18 protein-coding genes are annotated in these 19,052 nt (G+C 68.4%); 2 read left to right on the top strand and 16 right to left on the bottom strand.

Annotated elements, in window-relative coordinates; all coding sequences use genetic code 11:
* Positions 1-84: 84 nt before the first annotated feature.
* A complete protein-coding gene (locus GLP40_RS16620; RefSeq protein ID WP_154788828.1) occupies positions 85-1,224 on the bottom strand; it encodes a M24 family metallopeptidase in 1,140 nt (379 codons plus the stop codon).
* A 508-nt stretch (positions 1,225-1,732) separates the two neighbouring features.
* Here GLP40_RS16620 and GLP40_RS16625 point away from each other — a divergent pair.
* Complete coding sequence (locus GLP40_RS16625; protein WP_154788829.1) at positions 1,733-2,701, top strand: 5'-3' exonuclease; 969 nt, start codon at positions 1,733-1,735, stop codon at positions 2,699-2,701.
* On the opposite strand, the gene GLP40_RS16630 is transcribed toward GLP40_RS16625, so the two are convergent.
* The 13 genes from GLP40_RS16630 to dop all read right to left on the bottom strand — a co-directional run bounded on the left by GLP40_RS16630 (position 2,702) and on the right by dop (position 16,736).
* Entirely contained in the window at positions 2,702-3,109 is a 408-nt protein-coding gene (locus GLP40_RS16630; RefSeq protein WP_154788830.1) for a hypothetical protein, read from the bottom strand.
* A gap of 155 nt (positions 3,110-3,264) precedes the next feature.
* Complete coding sequence (locus GLP40_RS16635) at positions 3,265-3,981, bottom strand: DUF4333 domain-containing protein (protein WP_154788831.1); 717 nt, start codon at positions 3,979-3,981, stop codon at positions 3,265-3,267.
* A gap of 112 nt (positions 3,982-4,093) precedes the next feature.
* Complete coding sequence (locus GLP40_RS16640) at positions 4,094-6,787, bottom strand: DEAD/DEAH box helicase (protein WP_328290247.1); 2,694 nt, start codon at positions 6,785-6,787, stop codon at positions 4,094-4,096.
* Between the two features lie 3 nt (positions 6,788-6,790).
* Positions 6,791-7,765 (bottom strand): twin-arginine translocase subunit TatC, encoded by a 975-nt coding sequence (gene tatC / locus GLP40_RS16645; protein ID WP_154788832.1) that lies wholly within the window; start codon positions 7,763-7,765, stop codon positions 6,791-6,793.
* A gap of 110 nt (positions 7,766-7,875) precedes the next feature.
* Complete coding sequence (gene tatA / locus GLP40_RS16650) at positions 7,876-8,154, bottom strand: Sec-independent protein translocase subunit TatA (protein WP_154788833.1); 279 nt, start codon at positions 8,152-8,154, stop codon at positions 7,876-7,878.
* 34 nt (positions 8,155-8,188) lie between these two features.
* Positions 8,189-9,250 carry a 2-dehydropantoate 2-reductase gene (locus tag GLP40_RS16655; RefSeq protein ID WP_154788834.1) on the bottom strand — a complete coding sequence of 354 codons (1,062 nt, stop codon included), beginning with the start codon at positions 9,248-9,250 and terminating at the stop codon, positions 8,189-8,191.
* Positions 9,247-10,173 carry a helix-turn-helix transcriptional regulator gene (locus tag GLP40_RS16660; protein WP_154789034.1) on the bottom strand — a complete coding sequence of 309 codons (927 nt, stop codon included), beginning with the start codon at positions 10,171-10,173 and terminating at the stop codon, positions 9,247-9,249. Before GLP40_RS16660 ends, GLP40_RS16655 begins: the two co-directional genes overlap by 4 nt.
* Positions 10,174-10,340: 167 nt before the next feature.
* On the bottom strand, positions 10,341-11,333 hold the full coding sequence (locus GLP40_RS16665) for a helix-turn-helix transcriptional regulator (protein ID WP_328290248.1): 993 nt from the start codon (positions 11,331-11,333) through the stop codon (positions 10,341-10,343).
* Between the two features lie 204 nt (positions 11,334-11,537).
* A complete protein-coding gene (gene pafA, locus GLP40_RS16670; protein WP_328290249.1) occupies positions 11,538-12,896 on the bottom strand; it encodes a Pup--protein ligase in 1,359 nt (452 codons plus the stop codon).
* A 329-nt stretch (positions 12,897-13,225) separates the two neighbouring features.
* Positions 13,226-13,996 carry a proteasome subunit alpha gene (prcA, locus tag GLP40_RS16675; protein WP_154788835.1) on the bottom strand — a complete coding sequence of 257 codons (771 nt, stop codon included), beginning with the start codon at positions 13,994-13,996 and terminating at the stop codon, positions 13,226-13,228.
* A complete protein-coding gene (prcB, locus tag GLP40_RS16680) occupies positions 13,993-14,853 on the bottom strand; it encodes a proteasome subunit beta (protein WP_328290250.1) in 861 nt (286 codons plus the stop codon). The genes prcA and prcB overlap by 4 nt, the downstream gene beginning before the upstream one ends.
* The gene (locus GLP40_RS16685; protein WP_040857423.1) at positions 14,850-15,044 is read right to left on the bottom strand and encodes a ubiquitin-like protein Pup; all 195 of its coding nucleotides are present in this window, start codon (positions 15,042-15,044) and stop codon (positions 14,850-14,852) included. The genes prcB and GLP40_RS16685 overlap by 4 nt, the downstream gene beginning before the upstream one ends.
* A 192-nt stretch (positions 15,045-15,236) precedes the next feature.
* On the bottom strand, positions 15,237-16,736 hold the full coding sequence (gene dop / locus GLP40_RS16690; protein WP_154788836.1) for a depupylase/deamidase Dop: 1,500 nt from the start codon (positions 16,734-16,736) through the stop codon (positions 15,237-15,239).
* 194 nt (positions 16,737-16,930) lie between these two features.
* On the opposite strand from dop, the gene GLP40_RS16695 reads away from it, so the two are divergent.
* Positions 16,931-17,491, top strand: a complete 561-nt coding sequence (locus GLP40_RS16695; RefSeq protein ID WP_328290251.1) for a DUF418 domain-containing protein — start codon at positions 16,931-16,933, stop codon at positions 17,489-17,491.
* Here GLP40_RS16695 and GLP40_RS16700 read toward each other — a convergent pair.
* Together GLP40_RS16700 and GLP40_RS16705 are read right to left on the bottom strand one after the other, a co-directional pair.
* Positions 17,469-18,233 carry a TetR/AcrR family transcriptional regulator gene (locus GLP40_RS16700; RefSeq protein WP_328290252.1) on the bottom strand — a complete coding sequence of 255 codons (765 nt, stop codon included), beginning with the start codon at positions 18,231-18,233 and terminating at the stop codon, positions 17,469-17,471. The genes GLP40_RS16695 and GLP40_RS16700 overlap by 23 nt on opposite strands.
* A gap of 54 nt (positions 18,234-18,287) precedes the next feature.
* Positions 18,288-18,977, bottom strand: coding sequence for a TetR/AcrR family transcriptional regulator (locus tag GLP40_RS16705; RefSeq protein ID WP_154788837.1), 690 nt, complete (start codon positions 18,975-18,977; stop codon positions 18,288-18,290).
* Between the last annotated feature and the right edge of the window lie 75 nt (positions 18,978-19,052).

The raw sequence follows: 19,052 nt of genomic DNA on the forward strand, positions 1-19,052 counted from the left end.
ACCTTCCGGCACACGGAACGTCCCCTCTCGAGTGCGGACGAGAGGATGGAAACGCGGCGGCCGGTGCGCCCGCGGTGGTCGCGGTTACCCCAAATCCGGTAGGCGGGTGAGTCCGTGCGGACGCTTGTTCATCGACTCGCAGCCGTCCTCGGTGACGATGACGATGTCCTCGATGCGTGCCCCCCAGCTTCCCGGGAAGTAGATGCCCGGCTCGATGCTGAAGGCCATACCCGCCTCCAGCACCAGGTCATTACCCGCCACGATGTAGGGCTCCTCATGCACGGACAGGCCGATGCCGTGGCCGGTCCGGTGCACGAAGTGGTCGGCGAGATCGGCCGCGGCCAGCACATCACGGGCGGCGGCATCGATGGATGCGGCGGTGACACCCGGACGCACGGCGGCCACCGCGGCGGCCTGGGCGCGTTCCAGTTCCGCGAACTGCGCGGCCACTTCCTCACTCGGCTCGCCGAGCACGTAGGTGCGGGTGGAGTCGGAGAAGTAGCCGGGCTCGACCGGGCCACCGATATCGACGACCACCACGTCACCTGGCTCGATCACCCGGTCCGACACCATGTGGTGGGGGTCCGCGCCGTGCGGGCCGCTGCCCACGATGACGAAATCGGCCTCGGTGTGGCCCTCCTCGACAATGGCGGCGGCGATATCCGCGCCCACCTCGGCCTCGGTGCGGCCTGGGCGCAGGAACTCGCTCATGCGGGCGTGCACCCGATCGATGGCCGCGCCGGCGCGGCGCAAAGCCTCGATCTCGGTGGGATCCTTCAGCATTCGCAGTTCCCGAAGCAGCGGGGTGGCCGAAACCGGTAGCGAGCCAAGCTGATCGGCGATGGGCAGCAGATGCAGGGCGGGCATGACATCGGCGACCGCCACGCGCGCACCGGCATTGAGCACGTTCCTGACAATGCGATACGGGTCCACCCCGTCCACCCAGTCCACGATCTGCAGCCCCAGTTCACCGGCCGCCGACCCCTTCAGCGAGGCCAGCTCCAGCTTCGGGATCACCACCGACGGCGTCTCCCCGCTGGCCGGGATCACCAAACACGTCAGCCGCTCGAAGGACTGCGCCCGCGATCCCATCAGGAACCGCAGGTCCGGACCCGGCGTGATGAGCAGCGCGTCCAGATGAGCATTGCGCGCCAACAGTGCCGCCCGCTCCAACCGCGCCCCGTAGACCTCCGCCGCGAACCGTGACTCGTCATGAGAGCTCATGCCCACCGACGCTACTCCCCAACCCCGCCACCCTCCAGCCACCGACCAACTTCGCACCCCTCGCGCCCTCACCACCGGCACGTCCCGATCCGACCCCGTTGCTGCCCATCATCTTTCGCCACACCGCCGCGCCGTCTGTGGCCCCATCCACGCCGGCGAGCCCCACCAGCGGCACCACCGGGCGATTCCACGGCGCACACGCGGGCCAGGCGCGGAGCAGAAGTCCCGAGCCTCACCGCCCCGGCCCGGACTGCCGTAGGAGCAGGCCAGAGTCTCGGTGGGTCCATGCGTCGCATATCTGCGACTCTCCTCCGGGTTGGACCATTTCGGCCACCGACCGGACGGACAGCACGCGACGGCGGCCCGGCGTCGCCCCCGCGACGCCGCGCGGTGATGTCGATGCCCACTCGGCCGGATCCGAGACGCCAATGTGTGGATCCCGCTGCGCCCCGACTCCCCCGGTCGCTGTGCGCCGACCTGTCGGCCGTGCCCGGTAGGGTCGAGCGCTATGAGCACCCCTGCCGCCGGTCCGCTGCTGCTGCTCGATGGGGCCAGTCTGTGGTTCCGGGCGTTCCATGCGATCCCGGAGAAGATCACCGCGCCCGACGGGCGGCCGGTGAATGCGCTGCGCGGGTTCACCGACATGGTCGCGGCGCTGGTCAGGCGGCATTCGCCGAGTCGACTGGTGGTGTGCCTGGATCTGGATTGGCGGCCGCGGTTCCGGGTGGATCTGCTGCCGTCCTACAAGGCGCATCGCGTGGCGGGGGGTGCGGGTGCGGCAGCCGCCGGGGTGGTGGCCGAGGAGGTGCCGGATGCGCTCACGCCGCAGGTCGACATGATCATGGAGGTGCTCGAGGCCGCCGGGATCGCGACGGCCGGAGCCGAGGGGCTCGAGGCCGACGACGTGATCGGCACGCTGGCCACCCGGGAGAGCGCGGACGAGGTGATCGTCGTCAGCGGTGACCGCGATCTGCTGCAGCTGGTGCGCGACACCCCGGCTCCCCCGGTGCGGGTGTTCTACGTCGGCCGCGGTCTGGCCAAGGCCGAGCTGTGGGGGCCCGCCGAGGTTGCCGCCAAATACGGTGTGCCGGAAGAGATCGCGGGATCCGCATACGCCGATATGGCCACTCTGCGCGGCGACGCCTCCGACGGTCTGCCGGGGGTGGCGGGCATCGGTGACAAATCCGCCGCCCAGCTCATCGCCCGATTCGGTTCGGTGGAGGCCCTGCGCGCCGCGGCCACCGACCCGGAGTCCGATCTCGCCAAGAGCGTGCGCGCGAAACTCGTTGTCGCCGATGACTATTTGAAGGCCGCGGCCCAGGTCGTCCGGGTGGTCCGCGACGCGGACGTCGAATACTCCGGCGCGGACCTGTTGCCCTTCACTCCCGCGGACCCGGATCGGCTCGCCCGACTGGCCGCCGGCTACAACGCCGAGAGCCCGGTCAAGCGGCTCGTCACCGCCCTGGCCGAGCGCTGATCAGCGCCGCGGCGGGCTTACCGGCCAGGTTTCGGGCTTGCCGTCCAGATCGGTGATGGCGGCCTCGGTGAAGTAACCGTCCTGCGGCTTGCGCAGGGTGATATGGGTGGTCGCGGTGGCGGTGCGGCCGGCCGCGCAGCTCGGCTGGCACACCCGCCGATGCTCGGTGCCGTCACCCTCGGCGCTATCGCGACCCCAACTGCTCCAGGTGATGTCGCGAACGCTGAGCCCGCCGTCGCCGCAGGCCAGCAACATGTCGGCAGGCTGCACCTCGGCCTGATTGGTGAGGCAATCGTTGACTGCCGGAGCCGTTGCGTCGGCCCCCGCGAACGGCGCGGACGCCAGCCCGGCACATGTCACAGCCACCACGGTCGCGGTCCAGCCCACGATTCGAACAGTCGGATTCACGATTCCCCCAGATCTCGATCAGCCAGAGAATTTCGACCCACTGTACCCGTCTCGAGCGATTAGCCAACCCCCGGCAAACGCGAAGGCCCGGACGCGATCTTCCGATCACGCCCGGGCCCGACACATGTGCCCCGAAACGAGTGCCCGAAAAGGATTCAGCTCGGGCGGCCGACCTCGTAGGTGCCGTCATCCTTGGTGATCTTGATGGTGACCTTCTTGCTCTCGCCACCCACCTTGAGAGTGCAGTCGAAGGTCTTGTCGACCTCGACCTTCTGGCCCGACGGGCAGCTCACATCCTGGACGTCGTCGATCCCGTAGGAGTCCTTGAGCACCTTCTGCACCCCGGACTGTACGGCCTTGTTGTCCAACTGGTCCTTGCTCAGCAGCCAGGCCAGGCCGCCGCCGGCCGCGGCCAGGACCACCACGACGGCGGCCACGATCCCGATGATCAGACCGGTCTTCTTCTTGCCGGGGGCCGGCTGCTGGGCCTGCGGCCACTGCTGACCCGCCTGGTTCCAGTCCTGCTGCCCGGGCTGACCCTGCTGCGGCCACTGCGGCTGCGACTGCCCCCACTGCTGGCCACCCTGCGGCTGCTGCCACTGCGGCTGACTCTGCCCCCACGATTGCTGCACGGGTTGCTGCGGCTGCGACTGCCCCCAGGGCTGCTGCGGCTGACTCTGCCCCCACGGCTGGGCCGGCTGCTGCTGTTGCGACGGGTCGCCCCACTGCGTGGTCGGCTGGGCCGGCTGCTGGCCACCCCACTGCTGAGTCGGTCCGGCGCCGGGTGCGGGCTGCTGGCCGCCCCACTGCAGCGTCGGATCGTTGCCTCCCCCTTGGCCAGGGGCGTCATTCGGTCCGTACGGGCCGCTCATCTGCTTGCCTCCAATAGCAATCCGTTGTACTCACGCTAGCCCCCCGAGCGGGAACACGCTCGTATTCCCACTGCGGTCGGTACATCCAAGAATCAAAGCACAGTCGTATCTACTACGCCGCGTCCACGGCTACGACACCCCGGCGGATGGCCCGCACCGCCTTGTTCGCGGTGGCCGCCACCTCGACGTCGTCGGCGGTGTTGTGAATCTGGTCCAGCAGATCGATGACCTGACGGCACCAGCGCACGAAATCGCCTGCGGAGAGCGGGTTTCCGCGATCACCGCTGGCGAGCAGGGCATCAGCGAGGTCGTCGCCGCGGGCCCAGGTGTAGACGCCCGTGACGAACCCGAGGTCGGGTTCGCGGGTGGGCTGCACCCGATGCCGCGCCTCATCCGAGCGCAGCTGCGACCACACCCCGATGGTGGCGTCGACGGCCCGGCGGATGGGCGCGGTCGGTCCCGAAGCACCCAGGTAGCCGCCCTCCTGACGGGACTCGTACACCAGGATCGACACCACCGCGGCCAGCTCGGCCGGGCCGAGCCCGCGCCACAATCCCTGCCGAAGGCTTTCGGCCACAACCAGATCCGCTTCGGCGTAGATGCGAGCGAGGCGGCGGCCGTCCTGGGTCACCTCGCCGTTCTCGACGTAGCCGCGCTCCTCGAGCAGCCCGAGGATGCGATCGAAGGTACGCGCGAGGGAGTTGGTGGTGGCCGCCACCTGCTGACGCAGGTGCTCGGTCTCGCGCTCGACCCGGTTGTAACGTTCACCGATGCGCGCCAGCTGCTCTCGATCGGGCCGCGAGTGCGCCGGGTGGTTGCGCAGCGCCCGCCGCAGGGTCTGCAGTTCGCGGTCGTCGGCGGCCTTGGACTTGCCACCGTGCCGCCCGCGCCGGGCCGCGGTGATACCGGTGGAGCGCAGCGCCGAAGCCAGGTCCCGGCGCACCCGCGCGGTGCGGTGGTCCACATGCTTGGGCAGCCGCAGCCGGCCCAGCGATTCGGCCGGAGTCGGGAAGTCGGCGGCCGAGACGCGGCCCGCCCACTTGTCCTCGGTGAGCACCAGCGGACGCGGATCACCCGGTGTCGCGTCGGGTTCCAGGATTACGGCCAGTCCCTGACGGCGGCCCGACGGGATCACCACCACATCGCCGCGCCGCAGCGCGGTGAGCGCCGCCACCGCCGCCTGCCGACGGTCGGTGCGACCCTGGCGTTCCAGGTGGCGTTCGCGTTCCCGGATGCGTTCGCGCAGCTGGATGTATTCGAAGAAGCTCTCGTCGCCGAGCTGCGAGCGCAGCTTGCGCAGCTGGCCCTCATTGCGTTCGATGCCCCGCACCAGGCCCACGACCGACCGGTCGGCCTGGAACTGGGCGAAGGACCGCTCCAGCAGCGCCCGCGACTCCACCGCGCCCATGCGATCGACCAGGTTGATCGACATGTTGTAACCCGGCCGGAACGACGACCGCAGCGGATAGGTCCGTGTCGAGGCCAGACCCGCCACCGCACTGGTGTCGACCTCCGGCTGCCACAACACCACGGCATGGCCCTCGACATCGATGCCGCGCCGCCCGGCCCGACCGGTGAGCTGGGTGTACTCCCCCGGTGTCAGCTCGGCGTGGCTCTCGCCGTTGAACTTCACGAGCCGTTCCAGCACCACGGTCCGCGCGGGCATATTGATGCCGAGAGCCAGTGTCTCCGTGGCGAACACGGCCCGCACCAGCCCGCGTACGAACAACTCCTCGACCGTGTGCCGGAAGGCGGGCAGCATACCCGCGTGGTGTGCCGCGAACCCGCGGTGCAGCGCCTCACGCCACTCCCAGTACCCGAGCACCTCGAGGTCGCTGCGCGGCAGGTCCCCGGTGTGCTTGTCGATGATGGCGTCGATCTCCTCGCGATCGTCCTCCCGCGAGAGGTCCAGCCGCGAGCGCACACACTGAGCTAGCGCGCCATCGCAGCCGGCGCGGCTGAAGATGAACGTGATCGCGGGTAGCAGTCCCTCGTCGTCGAGCCGCGCGATCACCTCCGGCCGCGGCATGGGCCGGAACGCGCCCCGCGGCCTGCCCCTCCCCCGCCCGGGCACGGCCCAATTGTCCATCCGGTCGACAGCTTCGCGGTGCTTGATGTAGCGCTGCAGGTCCTCGTCCACGATCACCTTGGTGTCACTGGACTTGGGGTCGAACAGGTCGAACATGCGCTTGCCGACCATGACGTGCTGCCACAACGGCACCGGCCGCGTCTCGTCCACGATGACCGCGGTGTCGCCGCGCACGGTCTCCATCCACGCGCCGAACTCCTCGGCGTTGGAGACCGTGGCGGACAGGCTGACCAGGCGCACCTCCGGCGGCAGGTGCAGGATGACCTCCTCCCACACCGCACCGCGGAAACGATCGGCAAGGTAGTGCACCTCGTCCATGACCACGTACGACAGTCCGCGCAGCGCATCGGAACTCGCGTAAAGCATGTTGCGCAGCACCTCGGTGGTCATGACCACCACCGACGCAGCGGGGTTGATGGACTGATCGCCGGTCAGCAGTCCGACCGTGTCGCGACCATAACGTTCGGTGAGATCGGCGAACTTCTGGTTCGACAGCGCCTTGATCGGCGTGGTGTAGAAACACTTCCCGCCCGAGGCCAGGGCCAGATGGACGGCGAACTCGCCGACCACGGTCTTGCCGGCGCCGGTGGGCGCGCAGACGAGCACGCTGTGCCCGCCCTCGAGCGCCTCACACGACTGCCGCTGGAACGGATCGAGCTCGAATTTCAATTCGGCGGCGAATGCCGCCAGTTCGCCAGTGAGCGACCTTGATGTCACTTCTCAGAGAGTATCGGAGTAATCCGACACGCCTCGCGTGGTTTTCTCCAGCGGTGTGGCGCTCACCGCTTCGGGCGTCGGAACCGGGGTCGGGGCGTCGACGCCGCCGGGCATGGTATCCAGCGGGGATGCTTCGTCGTCGGCGAGCTTGTCCCAGTTCTCGGCATTGCGGGCCCGGCGCTTGTCGTTCAGACGCGCGAACTGCACCGCGATCTCGAACAGCAGCGTCAGCGCGAGCGCCAGCGCCAGCATGGAGATCGGGTCCTGTGGGGTCACGATGGCCGCGAACACGAACAGGCCGAAGATCAGGCCGCGCCGCCACTTGGTGAGCCGCTGATAGGTCAGCACCCCGAGGAAGTTCAAACCCACGATGAGCAAAGGGGTTTCGAAGCTGACGCCGAAGATGACCAGCAGCTTGATGATGAAACTGAAGTACTGCTCACCGGACAGCGCCGTGATCTGCACGTTGTTGCCGATGGTCATCAGGAAGCTGAGCGCGTGGGCGACCACCCAGTAGGCCAGCACCGCGCCCGCGACGAACAGGGCCGCGCCCGCCGCCACGAACGAGATCGCGTACTTGCGCTCCTTGGCGTACAGGCCGGGGGTGATGAACGCCCACAGCTGATACAGCCAGAACGGGCTGGCCACCACCACACCCGCGGTGGTGCCGACCTTCAGGCGCAGAGTGAACTGCTCGAAGGGCGCGGTCGCGAGCAATCGGCAGGCGCCGTCGGGGCTCAGGCTGGCCCGCGAGGAGGCGGGCAGATCACAGTAAGGGCCGCGCAGGATCTCACCGAGACTCTCGATCCCGAAGATGGAATGCGAGTACCAGAAGAACCCGAACAGCGTTCCGACCGCCACCCAGGCCAGGGCGATGAGCAATCGCCTGCGGAGCTCCGAGAGGTGCTCCACCAAGGACATGGTGCCGTCGGGGTTCGTGCGGCGCTTGCTGCGCCGGGGATCGAACGGGATGCGCATGTGTGTGTGACTGCCTCCGCCTTGCGGCCAAAGAAGACGCGGGCGCGTGAACACGCCCCGGGCACTGCCTCACCCGGGATGAGCGGCGCTCATCCCGGACTATCGTGGCCTCAGGCCTTCTGCTGGTCGTTCGGCTGCGGCGCGGACGCGGGCGGCTGCACCGGCTGGGCGGGCGGCAGCTGAGCCGGCGGCTGCACCGGCTGGGCCTGGGCCTCGGGAGCGGCCTCGCCCGTCTTGCCCTCGTTCTGCATCTGGCTGACCTCGGTCTTGAAGATGCGCATCGAGCGACCCAGGCTGCGGGCCGCGTCGGGCATGCGCTTCGAACCGAAGAACAGCAAGAAGATCAGCACGACGATCAGCAAGTGCCACGGGCTGATGGCGCCTGTCATTCCATTACCTCCAAAGACTCTGGTGAGTCCGATGCTACCGGACCCGCATAAGGCGAACCTTGTTGTCAACCCTTTTCGCCGCGACGTCACGCGCGGCGTTCGTGAGCTGTTCCAGCAATTCCGGGCCCGACCAGGTGCGCTGGTCGCCCTTCTCAGCGGCTGTCACGAGATCGATCAGCTTCTGGTTCACCGGCGTGGGTATTCCTACCATGGCCCCGAGACCCACGATTTCGCCGCACAGCCAAGGGATTTCGGTTTTGCGTCCGGCGGCCAGGTCGTCGGCCATGGAGGAGCGGGCCACCGGATCGACTGCCAGCACCTTTCCGGCAACCCTGCGGAAGACGCCATCCGGCATGGTCAGCAGTCGCGCCATCATCTCGGGCGGCAGGGGTGTGAGCCGGGCCGGGCGGATGCGGGCCGCCGCCATGACCTCGAGGGCCTCGCGCTGGGCCAGGGCCAGGCAGCGGCGGTAGTCGCGGGTGCCGAGTTCCTCGCGCAGCGGGCGGCCGGAGAGCGCGTTGATGGGGTTGTTCAGGTTGAGCAGCAGTTTGGCCCACTGGATAGGCAGCAGGTCGGGGTGCCGTTCGAAGCCGAGCCCGGACTTGCGGAAGATCGCGCCGAAACGGTTGAGCGCCGAATCGTCGGCGATATCGACGGCGCCCGCGGTGCCGCGGTGGAAGCGGCCCTGGCCGCGGTGGACGACATTGAACATGACCATGCCGGGCAGCACCACGCAGGCGGGCAGGACCTCCCGGAGCACCACGTCGTTGCCGATGCCGTTCTGCAGGCTGATCACCACTGTGCCGGGTTTCACCAGACCGGCCAGTTCGGTCGCGGCGGCGGTGGTGGCCGCGGACTTCACCGTGATCAACACCAGATCGGCGTCATCGGTGGGTTCGGTGACCGCGCGGAAGGCGTTCGGCTCGACCCGCCCGTCATTGCCGTCCAGGTCGGTCAGCCGCAACCCGAAGGTGCGTAGCTCCTCCACCACGCGGGGTCGGCCGACGAAGGTGACCTCGGCTCCCGCCACGGCGAGCCGACCGCCGACATAGCATCCGATGCTGCCCGCGCCCAGCACCGTCACCCGGAAACTCAAGCCGGACCGACCTCCTCGAGCCCGGCGTAGGCGGCCAGGGCCGAGCCGGAGCGCTCGCGCACCGCGGTCACCAGTTCGGCCGGGCCGAGCACGGTGACCCCGGCGCCGAAGCCGAGCAACAGCCGCGCCATCCAGTCCAGGGTGGCGAAGCGCATGGTGGCCTCGACGCTGCCGTCCGGGTGGGTGGTGACCTTGTGCATCGGGTACTGCTCGAGCACCCAGGCGTAGTCGGGGCGAATCCGCAAGCGCGCCAGCGGAACCGCGGGGTCGTCGACGAACAGGTCCAGGGCCGCCGTCTCATCCGCGGCGGCCTCGGCGGGCGGGCGGGCCGGTTCGTCGAGTGCGGTGGCCTCCTCGATGCGGTCGAGGCGGAACAGGCGCACGCCCTCGGCCTGGCGGCACCATCCCTGCAGATAGCTGTTGTTGTCCACCAGCACGATTCGGATCGGGTCCACGACGCGCTCGGACACCACATCCCGGCTCGCCGAGTAGTAGACCAGGCGCAGGGCGTGATCGTGCTCCAGGGCGGAGCGGACGGTCGCCACGGCGGGGGCCTCCACCGGCACCGGCAGTGGTCCCGCGAATTCCCGTCCGGAGATGGCGGATTCGATCTTCGCGATGGCCGCGTGCGCCGCGCTGGGATCCACCATGCCGGGCAGATCCGCGATGGAACGGAGCGCTACCAGCAGTGCGGTGGCTTCCAGGGAGGTGAGCCGCAGCGGGCGGTCGATGCCCGCGGAGAAGGTGACCTCGATGCTCTCCTCGGAGAAGGACAGGTCGATGAGATCGCCGGGTCCGTAACCGGGCAGGCCGCACATCCACAGCTGATTCAGGTCGGTCATCAGCTGCTTGGTGGACACGCCGAGTTCGGCCGCCGCCTCGGCCGCGCTGATGCCCGGATTGGCCTGGAAGTACGGAATCATGTTGAGCAGCCGGGCCAGCCGGGTCGAGAGTCGGCTGGTGGTGGCCGTGCTCCCCCGCCGATCCTTCGCACCGTCCGAAGCCCGTGCACCGTCACCGGTTCCGCCATTGCGGGCGCTGTCGCCGTCGATCACACTGTCTCCCCGGCGTTTCCGTGGCGTGGTATCGCTCACGCCGACACCTCCGTCCGCTCCAGCACCGACTTCAGGCGCGCGATCACATTGTCGCGCAGGTCTTCCGGTGCCAGTACCAGGGCGTCCGCGCCGAGCCCGGTGATGAGCCGGGCCAGCCAGTCGCGGGATCGGATGGGCACCTCCACGATCGAACCCGGGCGGCCGCTCACGGTCCGCTCCTCCATGACCGGTCCTAGACGGCGGATCTCCTGACCGCGCCCCTCGGCCACCCACACCGTGGCCGAGCCGCTGATCGGCGTCTGAGCGGTGACATCGGCGACCACTGCCCGCAGGTCCAGGTCCTCGGGCTTGTGCACGGCATTGGCCGGGCCGTACTCGATGACATCCTCGTCGATGCGGGAGATGCGGAACACTCGCTGAGCGGCGCGCACATTGTCGTGGCCGACCAGATACCAGCGGCCGTGATGGGTGACCACGCCCCACGGCTGCACATCGCGCTCCACCGGATCCCCGTGGGACTGGCGGTGTTTGAACGTCACCGCCCGCCCCGCGTCGATGGCAGCGAGCAGTTTGCCGAGCACCGGCTCCGAGCCGCGGGTGCGGGCCGGGACCGCGGGCACCGCCGACACCCCGGCGTCGGGTTCCACGTGAACACCGGCCGCGCGCAGCTTGAGCAGCCCGCCCTCCGCGGCCGCGGCCAGCTCCGGCGACTCCCACAGCTGCACCGCCACCGCGACCGCGGCGGCTTCCTCGCTGGTCAGATCGATATCGGGCAGTTCGTACGCATCCCGGTTGATGCGGTAGCCCTCGACGCTCGAGTACCGGCTCACCGGACCGATTTCCAGGGGTATGCCCAGATCGCGCAGCTCGTTCTTGTCGCGCTCGAACATCCGGCTGAAGGCCTCGTCGCTCGCGGACTCCTCGTACCCGGCGACCGACTCCCGGATGCGCTCCGCGGTCAGGAACTGCCGAGTGGACAGCAGCGCGATAACCAGATTCATCAACCGCTCGACCTTGGATATCGCCACCCGATAGAGAGTAATGGGAGCGTCGCGCATGTGAAGCACGGGCAGTCGCTATTTCGCCCCGATGTTCTCCGAAGATACCGGACGGGGCGGGGCCGGACACGGCACGGGCCGCGAACCGTGGGGTTCGCGGCCCGCCGACGCGAGGATTCCGGGTTTCTCAGGGGTTCGGGGGCGAATCCTCGAGGGTCCCGAGAGTGGGTTCTCCTACATCGAGGCGATGAGGCGATCCACGCGCTCGTCGACCGAGCGGAACGGGTCCTTGCAGAGCACCGTGCGCTGGGCCTGGTCGTTGAGCTTGAGGTGGACCCAGTCGACGGTGAAGTCGCGGCCCGCCTCCTGGGCGGCGGTGATGAAATCGCCGCGCAGCTTGGCGCGGGTGGTCTGCGGCGGCGTGGTGACCGCCGCGTCGACCGCCTCGTCCTCGGTGATCCGCTTGGCCAGACCCTTGCGGGCGAGCAGGTCGAAGACGCCGCGGCCACGCTTGATGTCGTGGTAGGCCAGATCCAGCTGGGCGATCTTGGGATCGGACAGCTCCATGTTGTAGCGGTCCTGGTAGCGCTGGAACAGCTTGCGCTTGATGATCCAGTCGATCTCGGTGTCCACCTTGGCGAAGTCCTGCGCCTCGACGGCGTCGAGGGTGCGGCCCCACAGATCCACCACGGCGTCGACCTGCGCGTCGCGGTCGCGGTTGCGCAGATGCTCGACGGCGCGGGTGTAGTACTCGCGCTGGATGTCGAGCGCCGAGGCCTGCCGACCGCCGGCCAGCCGCACCGGGCGACGACCGGTGAGATCGTGCGACACCTCGCGGATGGCGCGAATCGGGTTGTCCAGAGCGAAATCTCGGAACGCGACGCCCGCCTCGATCATCTCCAGCACCAGCGAGGCCGTACCCACCTTGAGCATGGTGGTGGTCTCGCTCATGTTCGAGTCGCCCACGATCACGTGCAGGCGCCGGTACTTCTCGGCATCGGCGTGCGGCTCGTCGCGGGTGTTGATGATAGGCCGCGAGCGGGTGGTCGCCGAGGAGACGCCCTCCCAGATGTGCTCGGCCCGCTGCGACAGGCAGAAGGTCGCCGCCTTCGGCGTCTGCAGGACCTTGCCGGCACCGCAGATCAGCTGGCGGGTGACCAGGAACGGCAGCAGCACATCCGAGATGCGGGAGAACTCGCCGGCGCGCACCACGAGGAAGTTCTCGTGGCAGCCGTAGGAGTTGCCCGCCGAGTCGGTGTTGTTCTTGAACAGGTAGATATCGCCGCCGATACCTTCCTCCGCGAGCCGCTGCTCGGCGTCTATGAGCAGATCCTCCAGGACCCGCTCACCGGCCCGATCGTGAGTGACCAGCTGCACCAAGCTGTCACATTCGGCCGTGGCGTACTCCGGATGGGAACCGACATCGAGGTAGAGCCGGGCACCATTACGAAGGAACACGTTCGAGCTACGGCCCCAGGAAACTACCCGGCGGAACAGATACCGGGCCACCTCGTCAGGACTCAACCGACGGTGACCGTGGAACGTGCACGTCACCCCGAATTCGGTCTCGATCCCCATGATTCGTCGCTGCACCCTATCGACACTACAGCGGAGTTGTCCCCGGTAACGGGCTTGTCGGACAGCTGATGCAAACGTATTCACAACGATTTAGCACGGCGTGCAACGTGGCACGCACTCTACCCTGCGAAAAAGCAAGGCACTGCGTCCAATTTGCCTACGCTCCCGTTCCGGCCGGTTGGCGGCCCTGAAGGTCTCGTTCTCCCCTCCTCCGCTCCTCCTTTTCGCTCCCGCGAGCGTGGGAGACGGAGCGCGGTCCAGCACGACTCGGGCCGCGAACCGGAGAGGTCCGCGGCCCGAATCGGGAAATATATTCTCCTATGCCCAGGAGGGATCTCCAGTGCCTAGGAGGGGTCTCCGGACGAAGGTTTGTCCGCTTCCGCGGCGGCTATCGCGTTCGGGACCTGGCCGGTCACCAACTCCTGCAGTGCGGCGCCAAGGATGCGGCGAAACGCCCGCCGCGGGCGTGACTGCTCCAGGGTTGCCACCTCGAGCGAGGCGGAATTCAGGCTGCGCTGCTTGTCCTTGTCGGCCTCGGGGCCGGCCTTCTGCAGCGCGGCCACCGCCGTGGCGACGGCCGAGTGCAGGTCCATGCCCGCCTGATAGGTACCCTTGAGCGCGGTGACGATCGGGTCGGTGTTGCCGCCCATCACCACGAATTCCCGTTCGTCGACAATGGATCCGTCGAAGTTGATGCGGTAGAGCACCGAGCTCGACGACTGCTCCGGATACCCCACCTCCGCGACGCAGATCTCCACCTCGTAGGGCTTGAGCTGGTCGGTGAAGATGGTGCCGAGGCTCTGGGCGTACAGATTGGCCAGGAAACGGCCGGTCACGTCGCGACGGTCGAACTGGTAGCCGCGCAGGTCCGCCTGGAGGATGCCGCCGCGGCGCAGCGCCTCGAACTCGTTGTACTTGCCGACCGCGGCGAACCCGACCCGGTCGTACAGCTCACTGATCTTGTGGAGGGTGGCCGAGGGGTTCTCGGCCACGAACACCACGCCCTTGTCGTACACCAGCACCACAACGCTTCGGCCCCGTGCGATGCCCTTGCGCGCAAGTTCGGTCTTGTCGCGCATGATCTGCTCGGCCGACGCGTAATACGGCAGTGTCATGCTTCGCCGATCCCCTCTGCCGCCAGCGCGGCCCGCTCGTCCACCATGGCCGCCGTGATCTCCTTGAGGCGGGCGTCGGTGACCTCCTCGGCGCCCTCGGAGTCGATGACGATGGCGGTCGGGTAGATGTTGCGCATGGTGTCCGGCCCACCGGTGGCGGTGTCGTCGTCGGCGGCGTCGAAGAGCGATTCGATCGCGATCCGCAGCGCCCGGTCCTGGTCGATACCGCGCTGATAGGTCTTCTTCAGCGACGACTTGGCGAACAGCGAGCCCGACCCCACCGCGGTGTATCCGAAGCGCTCCTCGCTGCGGCCACCCACCACGTCATAGGACACGATGCGCCCGGCTTTGTCCGGATCCTGGGCATCCGGATCGAAGCCGACCAGCAGCGGCACCACCGCCAGGCCCTGCAGGGCTGCGGGAAGGTTGTCGCGCACCATCTTCGACAGCTTGTTGGACTTGCCGTCGAAGGTGAGGGGCACGCCCTCGATCTTCTCGTAGTACTCCAGCTCCACCGCGAACAGGCGGATCATCTCGATCGCCATGCCCGCGGTGCCGGCGATGCCGGCCGCGGAGTAGGTGTCGGTGATGTACACCTTCTCGATGTCACGGCTGGCCAGCAAGTTGCCCTGGGTTGCGCGGCGATCGCCGGCGATCAGCACACCGCCGCGGTAGCTGACCGCGACGATGGTGGTGCCGTGCGGAGCGATGTCCGACGGCACACCCGGATTCGGGTGCGTGCCGTCGGATCGGATTCCGTTGCCGGGCAACAGTTCCGGAGCGTGTAAACGTAGGTACTCGGAGAAAGAGGATTGGGCGAACCCCAACTGGAGCCGCAGGGGGTCACCTTGGGTCACTGGCCGCCCTTCTGCACGTAAGCGCGGACGAAGTCCTCCGCGTTCTCCTCGAGCACGTCGTCGATCTCGTCGAGCAGGTCGTCGGTTTCCTCCGCCAGCTTCTCGCGACGCTCCTGTCCCGCCCCACCGTCGCCGATCGGGCCCTCGTCCTCGTCGCCGCCACCGGCGCGCTTGGTCTGCTCTTGTGCCATAGCAGCCGACCTCCTCTGTGATCATCGGCGAGCATCGGAGAAGATCCGATGCTCGTCCCCCAACACTACCTATCAGCGCTGACAACGTGCCGGATTAAGCGTCATTGTGCTGTTGCCGCGATCTCCCGGCTGCCATGTCGCGGACACCAAAAAGGGGCACGGGGTTCAATTCCCGTCCCCCTTTCGCGTCGGCTAGTGGGTCAGCTGCTGTACCAGTTCCGAGGCGGTGTGGACACCGTCCAGGAGTTTGCCGACGTGGGACTTGGTGCCGCGGCGGGGTTCCAGGGTGGGGATGCGGACCAGGGAGTCCCCGCCGAGGTCGAAGATGACCGAATCCCAGCTCGCCGCCGCGATATCCGCGCCGAAACGGCGCAGGCACTCACCGCGGAAGTAGGCGCGGGTGTCGGTGGGCGGGTTGGTCATGGCATCGGTGACCTGCTGTTCGGAGACCAGGCGCTGCATGGAGCCGCGCGCCACCAGGCGGTTGTAGAGGCCCTTGTCCAGGCGCACATCCGAGTACTGCAGATCGACGAGGTGCAGCTTGGGCGCGGCCCAGGACAGGCCCTCACGGCTGCGCATGCCCTCGAGCAGGCGCAGCTTGGCGGGCCAGTCCAGCAGGTCGGCGCATTCGAGGGGGTCGCGCTCGAGCAGGTCGAGGACGTGGGCCCACTTCTCGATGACGTCCTTGGTGCGCTCGTCGTCGCTTCCGGTGCGGTCCATGAACTTCTCGACCCGGTCGAGGTAGATGCGTTGCAGCGCAAGGCCGGTCAGTTCGCGGCCGTCGGAAAGGGCAACGGTGGCACGCAGAGTCGGGTCGTGGCTGATGGTGTGCACGGCCGTGACCGGGCGGGCCAGCTGCAGATCCGAGAGGTCCTCGCCGGCTTCGATCAGGTCCAGTACCAGGGCGGTGGTGCCGACCTTGAGGTAGGTGGACCATTCGGCGAGGTTGGCGTCGCCGATGATGACGTGCAGGCGGCGGTACTTGTCCGCGTCGGCGTGCGGCTCGTCGCGGGTGTTGATGATGCCGCGCTTGAGGGTGGTCTCCAGGCCGACCTCGACCTCGATGTAGTCGGCGCGCTGCGAGAGCTGGAAGCCGGGCTGGTCGCCGGACTGGCCGAGGCCGACGCGACCGGAGCCGCACACCACCTGACGGGAGACGAAGAACGGGGTGAGACCCATGATGATCTGGTTGAAGGGGGTCTCACGGCTCATGAGGTAGTTCTCATGGGTGCCGTAGGAGGCGCCCTTACCGTCGACATTGTTCTTGTACAGCTGCATGCGCGGCGCGCCGGGCACGCTGGAGGCGTAGCGGGCGGCCGCCTCCATGACGCGCTCACCGGCTTTGTCCCAGATGACCGCGTCCAGCGGGTCGGTGACCTCGGGGGCGGAGTATTCAGGGTGGGCGTGGTCGACGTAGAGGCGGGCTCCGTTGGTGAGGATCATATTGGCCGCGCCGACCTCGTCGGCGTCGATCACCGGCGCGGGTCCGTTGAGCCGGCCGAGATCGAAACCGCGCGCGTCGCGCAGCGGCGATTCCACCTCGTAGTCCCAGCGTGTGCGCTTGGCGCGCGGCACGCCCTCGGCCGCGGCATAGGCGAGCACCGCCTGTGTGGACGTGAGAATCGGGTTGGCCGACGGCTCGGTAGGCGTCGAAATGCCGTACTCGACCTCGATTCCGATGATGCGCTGCATGCGTTCGAGCCTAGGCGAAGGGCACGCCCGGACGCGGGTGGACTGTCCGGGTTGGGGTCATTCGCGAGTCGTACGCCGGATCGTTCTCCCGGGCGATCCGTGCCGAACTGCGGCGACGGCACAATGACCGGCATGGTCGACTCGGCTTCCTCACCGCCTCCGGCGGCGATCTGGTCGCCTTCCGCTGGGATCACGTGCTGCTGTTCCGGCTGGAGCCGATCTTCATCTTCCCGATGTCCATCGCTCTTTTCCTGCTGGGCGCGCACCTGTTCCGCGCCGGGGTCTTCCAACCCGAGGGCGCGCGAATCCGCAAGCGCCTCTTGGTGATCGGGTTCGCGGTCGCCGCACCGATCGATCTGATCCTCGGCATGGTCGGCGGCGACCTCATCCTGGTGACCCGCTACGGCACCGCTCCGCTCGTCTCGCTCGGCATTCTGGCCCTGGTCGCGGAGTTCTACGCGCACCGCCCGGCTCCGGGCTTCGTGGCCCGACGCTTCGCCGAGGTGGGTCGAATGGCGTTGAGCTGCTACATCCTCCAGAACCTGGTGACGGGATTCCTCTGTTTCGGGTGGGGTCTGGGTCTGGGTCTGGTATCGGCGAATGCGCGGGTGCCGTTCACCGCCGGGATCTATGTGCTGGTCTGCGCGCTGATGCTGTGCGTCGCGCACCTCTGGCTGCGCCGCTTCGACCGTGGGCCGGTCGAGTGGCTGTGGAACCTCTCCTATCGTGCGCTCACCCGGCGCGGCGGCCGCTGATCGCGGATCGGATGCCGCCGGAGCCGGCGCCGGACACGGCCTGCGCGCGAGACAGTAGATCGCTCGCCACGGTGTCGCGGGTGAGCGGGACGTCCAGGCTGCGGGCATTGCCTTCCAGCAGGGAGAGGACCGATTCGGTGAGGATGCCCTCGACCTGCTCGGAGGACAGGGTGGGGGCGGCGCGCCAGCTGTCGACCACGCCGTCGACAAAGCCGACGATGCCGAAGGCCATGGGGCGGGCGCGATTCCGGTCGACGCCGAAGCGCTCGAGGGTGTCGGCGAACAGGTCCGCCAGCCGGCTGCCGATGCGGTCGCGGACGCCGGCCAGGGAGGTGGCGGATTCGCCGCGCGAGTCCGCGGCGGCGAGGAAGCGGTGCAGGTTCGGGTGGCGTTCGACCCAGCCGACATAGGCGCCGACGGCGCCGCGCACCAGATCGCGGACCGTCCCCTCGGAGTGCAGACGCGCAAGCACCTCGGCTGTCAGGGATTCCAGGATGCGGCGGCGGATGGCGTCGTCGAGGTCGGCGCGGCCGTCGAAATGCCGGTACACGACCGGGCGCGGGACGTGCAGGCGGTCGGCGATCTGCTGGACGGAGATCTCGGCGCCGTTCTCCTCGATGACCACCAGCGCGGTGTCGAGCATGTCGGCGCGGCGCTGGGCCTTGTGGCCGTCCCAGCGGGTGCTGCGCCCGTCTGCGGAGGGCTGCGCGGGTCTGCGTCGGGTGCCGGTCACGTGCGTCACGATACTCACCTCACCGTTGGCCGAGACGGCATGTACCACTAACCGGTTTCGGACTTACTTCGGCAGTCCGATGAGATCGGCCATGGTCTCCACCGAGTAGGCGAAGAACGGCCCGGCGGGATCCATCGTATTGTCCAGTTGACCGAACAGTTCGAAGGTCACCGCGCCGAACAGCTGGGTCAGGCCCACCATGGCGCGCGCCACGGCAGCCTCCGGCATCCCGGAGTTGAGAAACGCTGCGATCAAAGCGGATTGGGTCTCGAGTTCGGGAGTGAGCGTTTCCGCGGGCGTGGCCAGGGTGCCCGCCTGCCAGGCCCCGTGCACGATGCCGAGGGCGGCCAGCGGTCCGCGCGACGCGGGTCCGACCGTGGTCTGCGGGGCGCGGTAGCCCGGAACCGGGGATCCGTACACCAGCGCGTACTCGTGGGGGTGCGCGATCGCCCAGTCCCGTACGGCGTTCGACAGGGCCCGCCACTGCGCTCGGGGTGCGGTCCGGCTCGCGACCGCCTGTTCGACGGTATCGCCGAGGGCGTTGTAGGCCTCGATGATCAGCGTCGTCAGCAGCTCGTCGCGGCTCGGGAAGTACCGGTACAGGGCCGAGGACACCATGCCCAGCTCGCGCGCGATGGCTCGCAGCGACAGCGCGGGGGCTCCGGATTCGGCGAGCTGCCGCCGCGCGGCGTCGGTGATCTCGCGGGTGATCTCGGCTCGGGCCCGTTCACGGGCGGTACGGGGCACGCTCATTCCGACAGTGTGCCACGAATCGGATCGCCGCCATATTTCGAGAGCACCGCTCTTGACAGCGCGTGGCCGAACGCG

This window comes from Nocardia aurantiaca (genome assembly GCF_009708175.1).
Lineage (GTDB): Bacteria > Actinomycetota > Actinomycetes > Mycobacteriales > Mycobacteriaceae > Nocardia > Nocardia aurantiaca.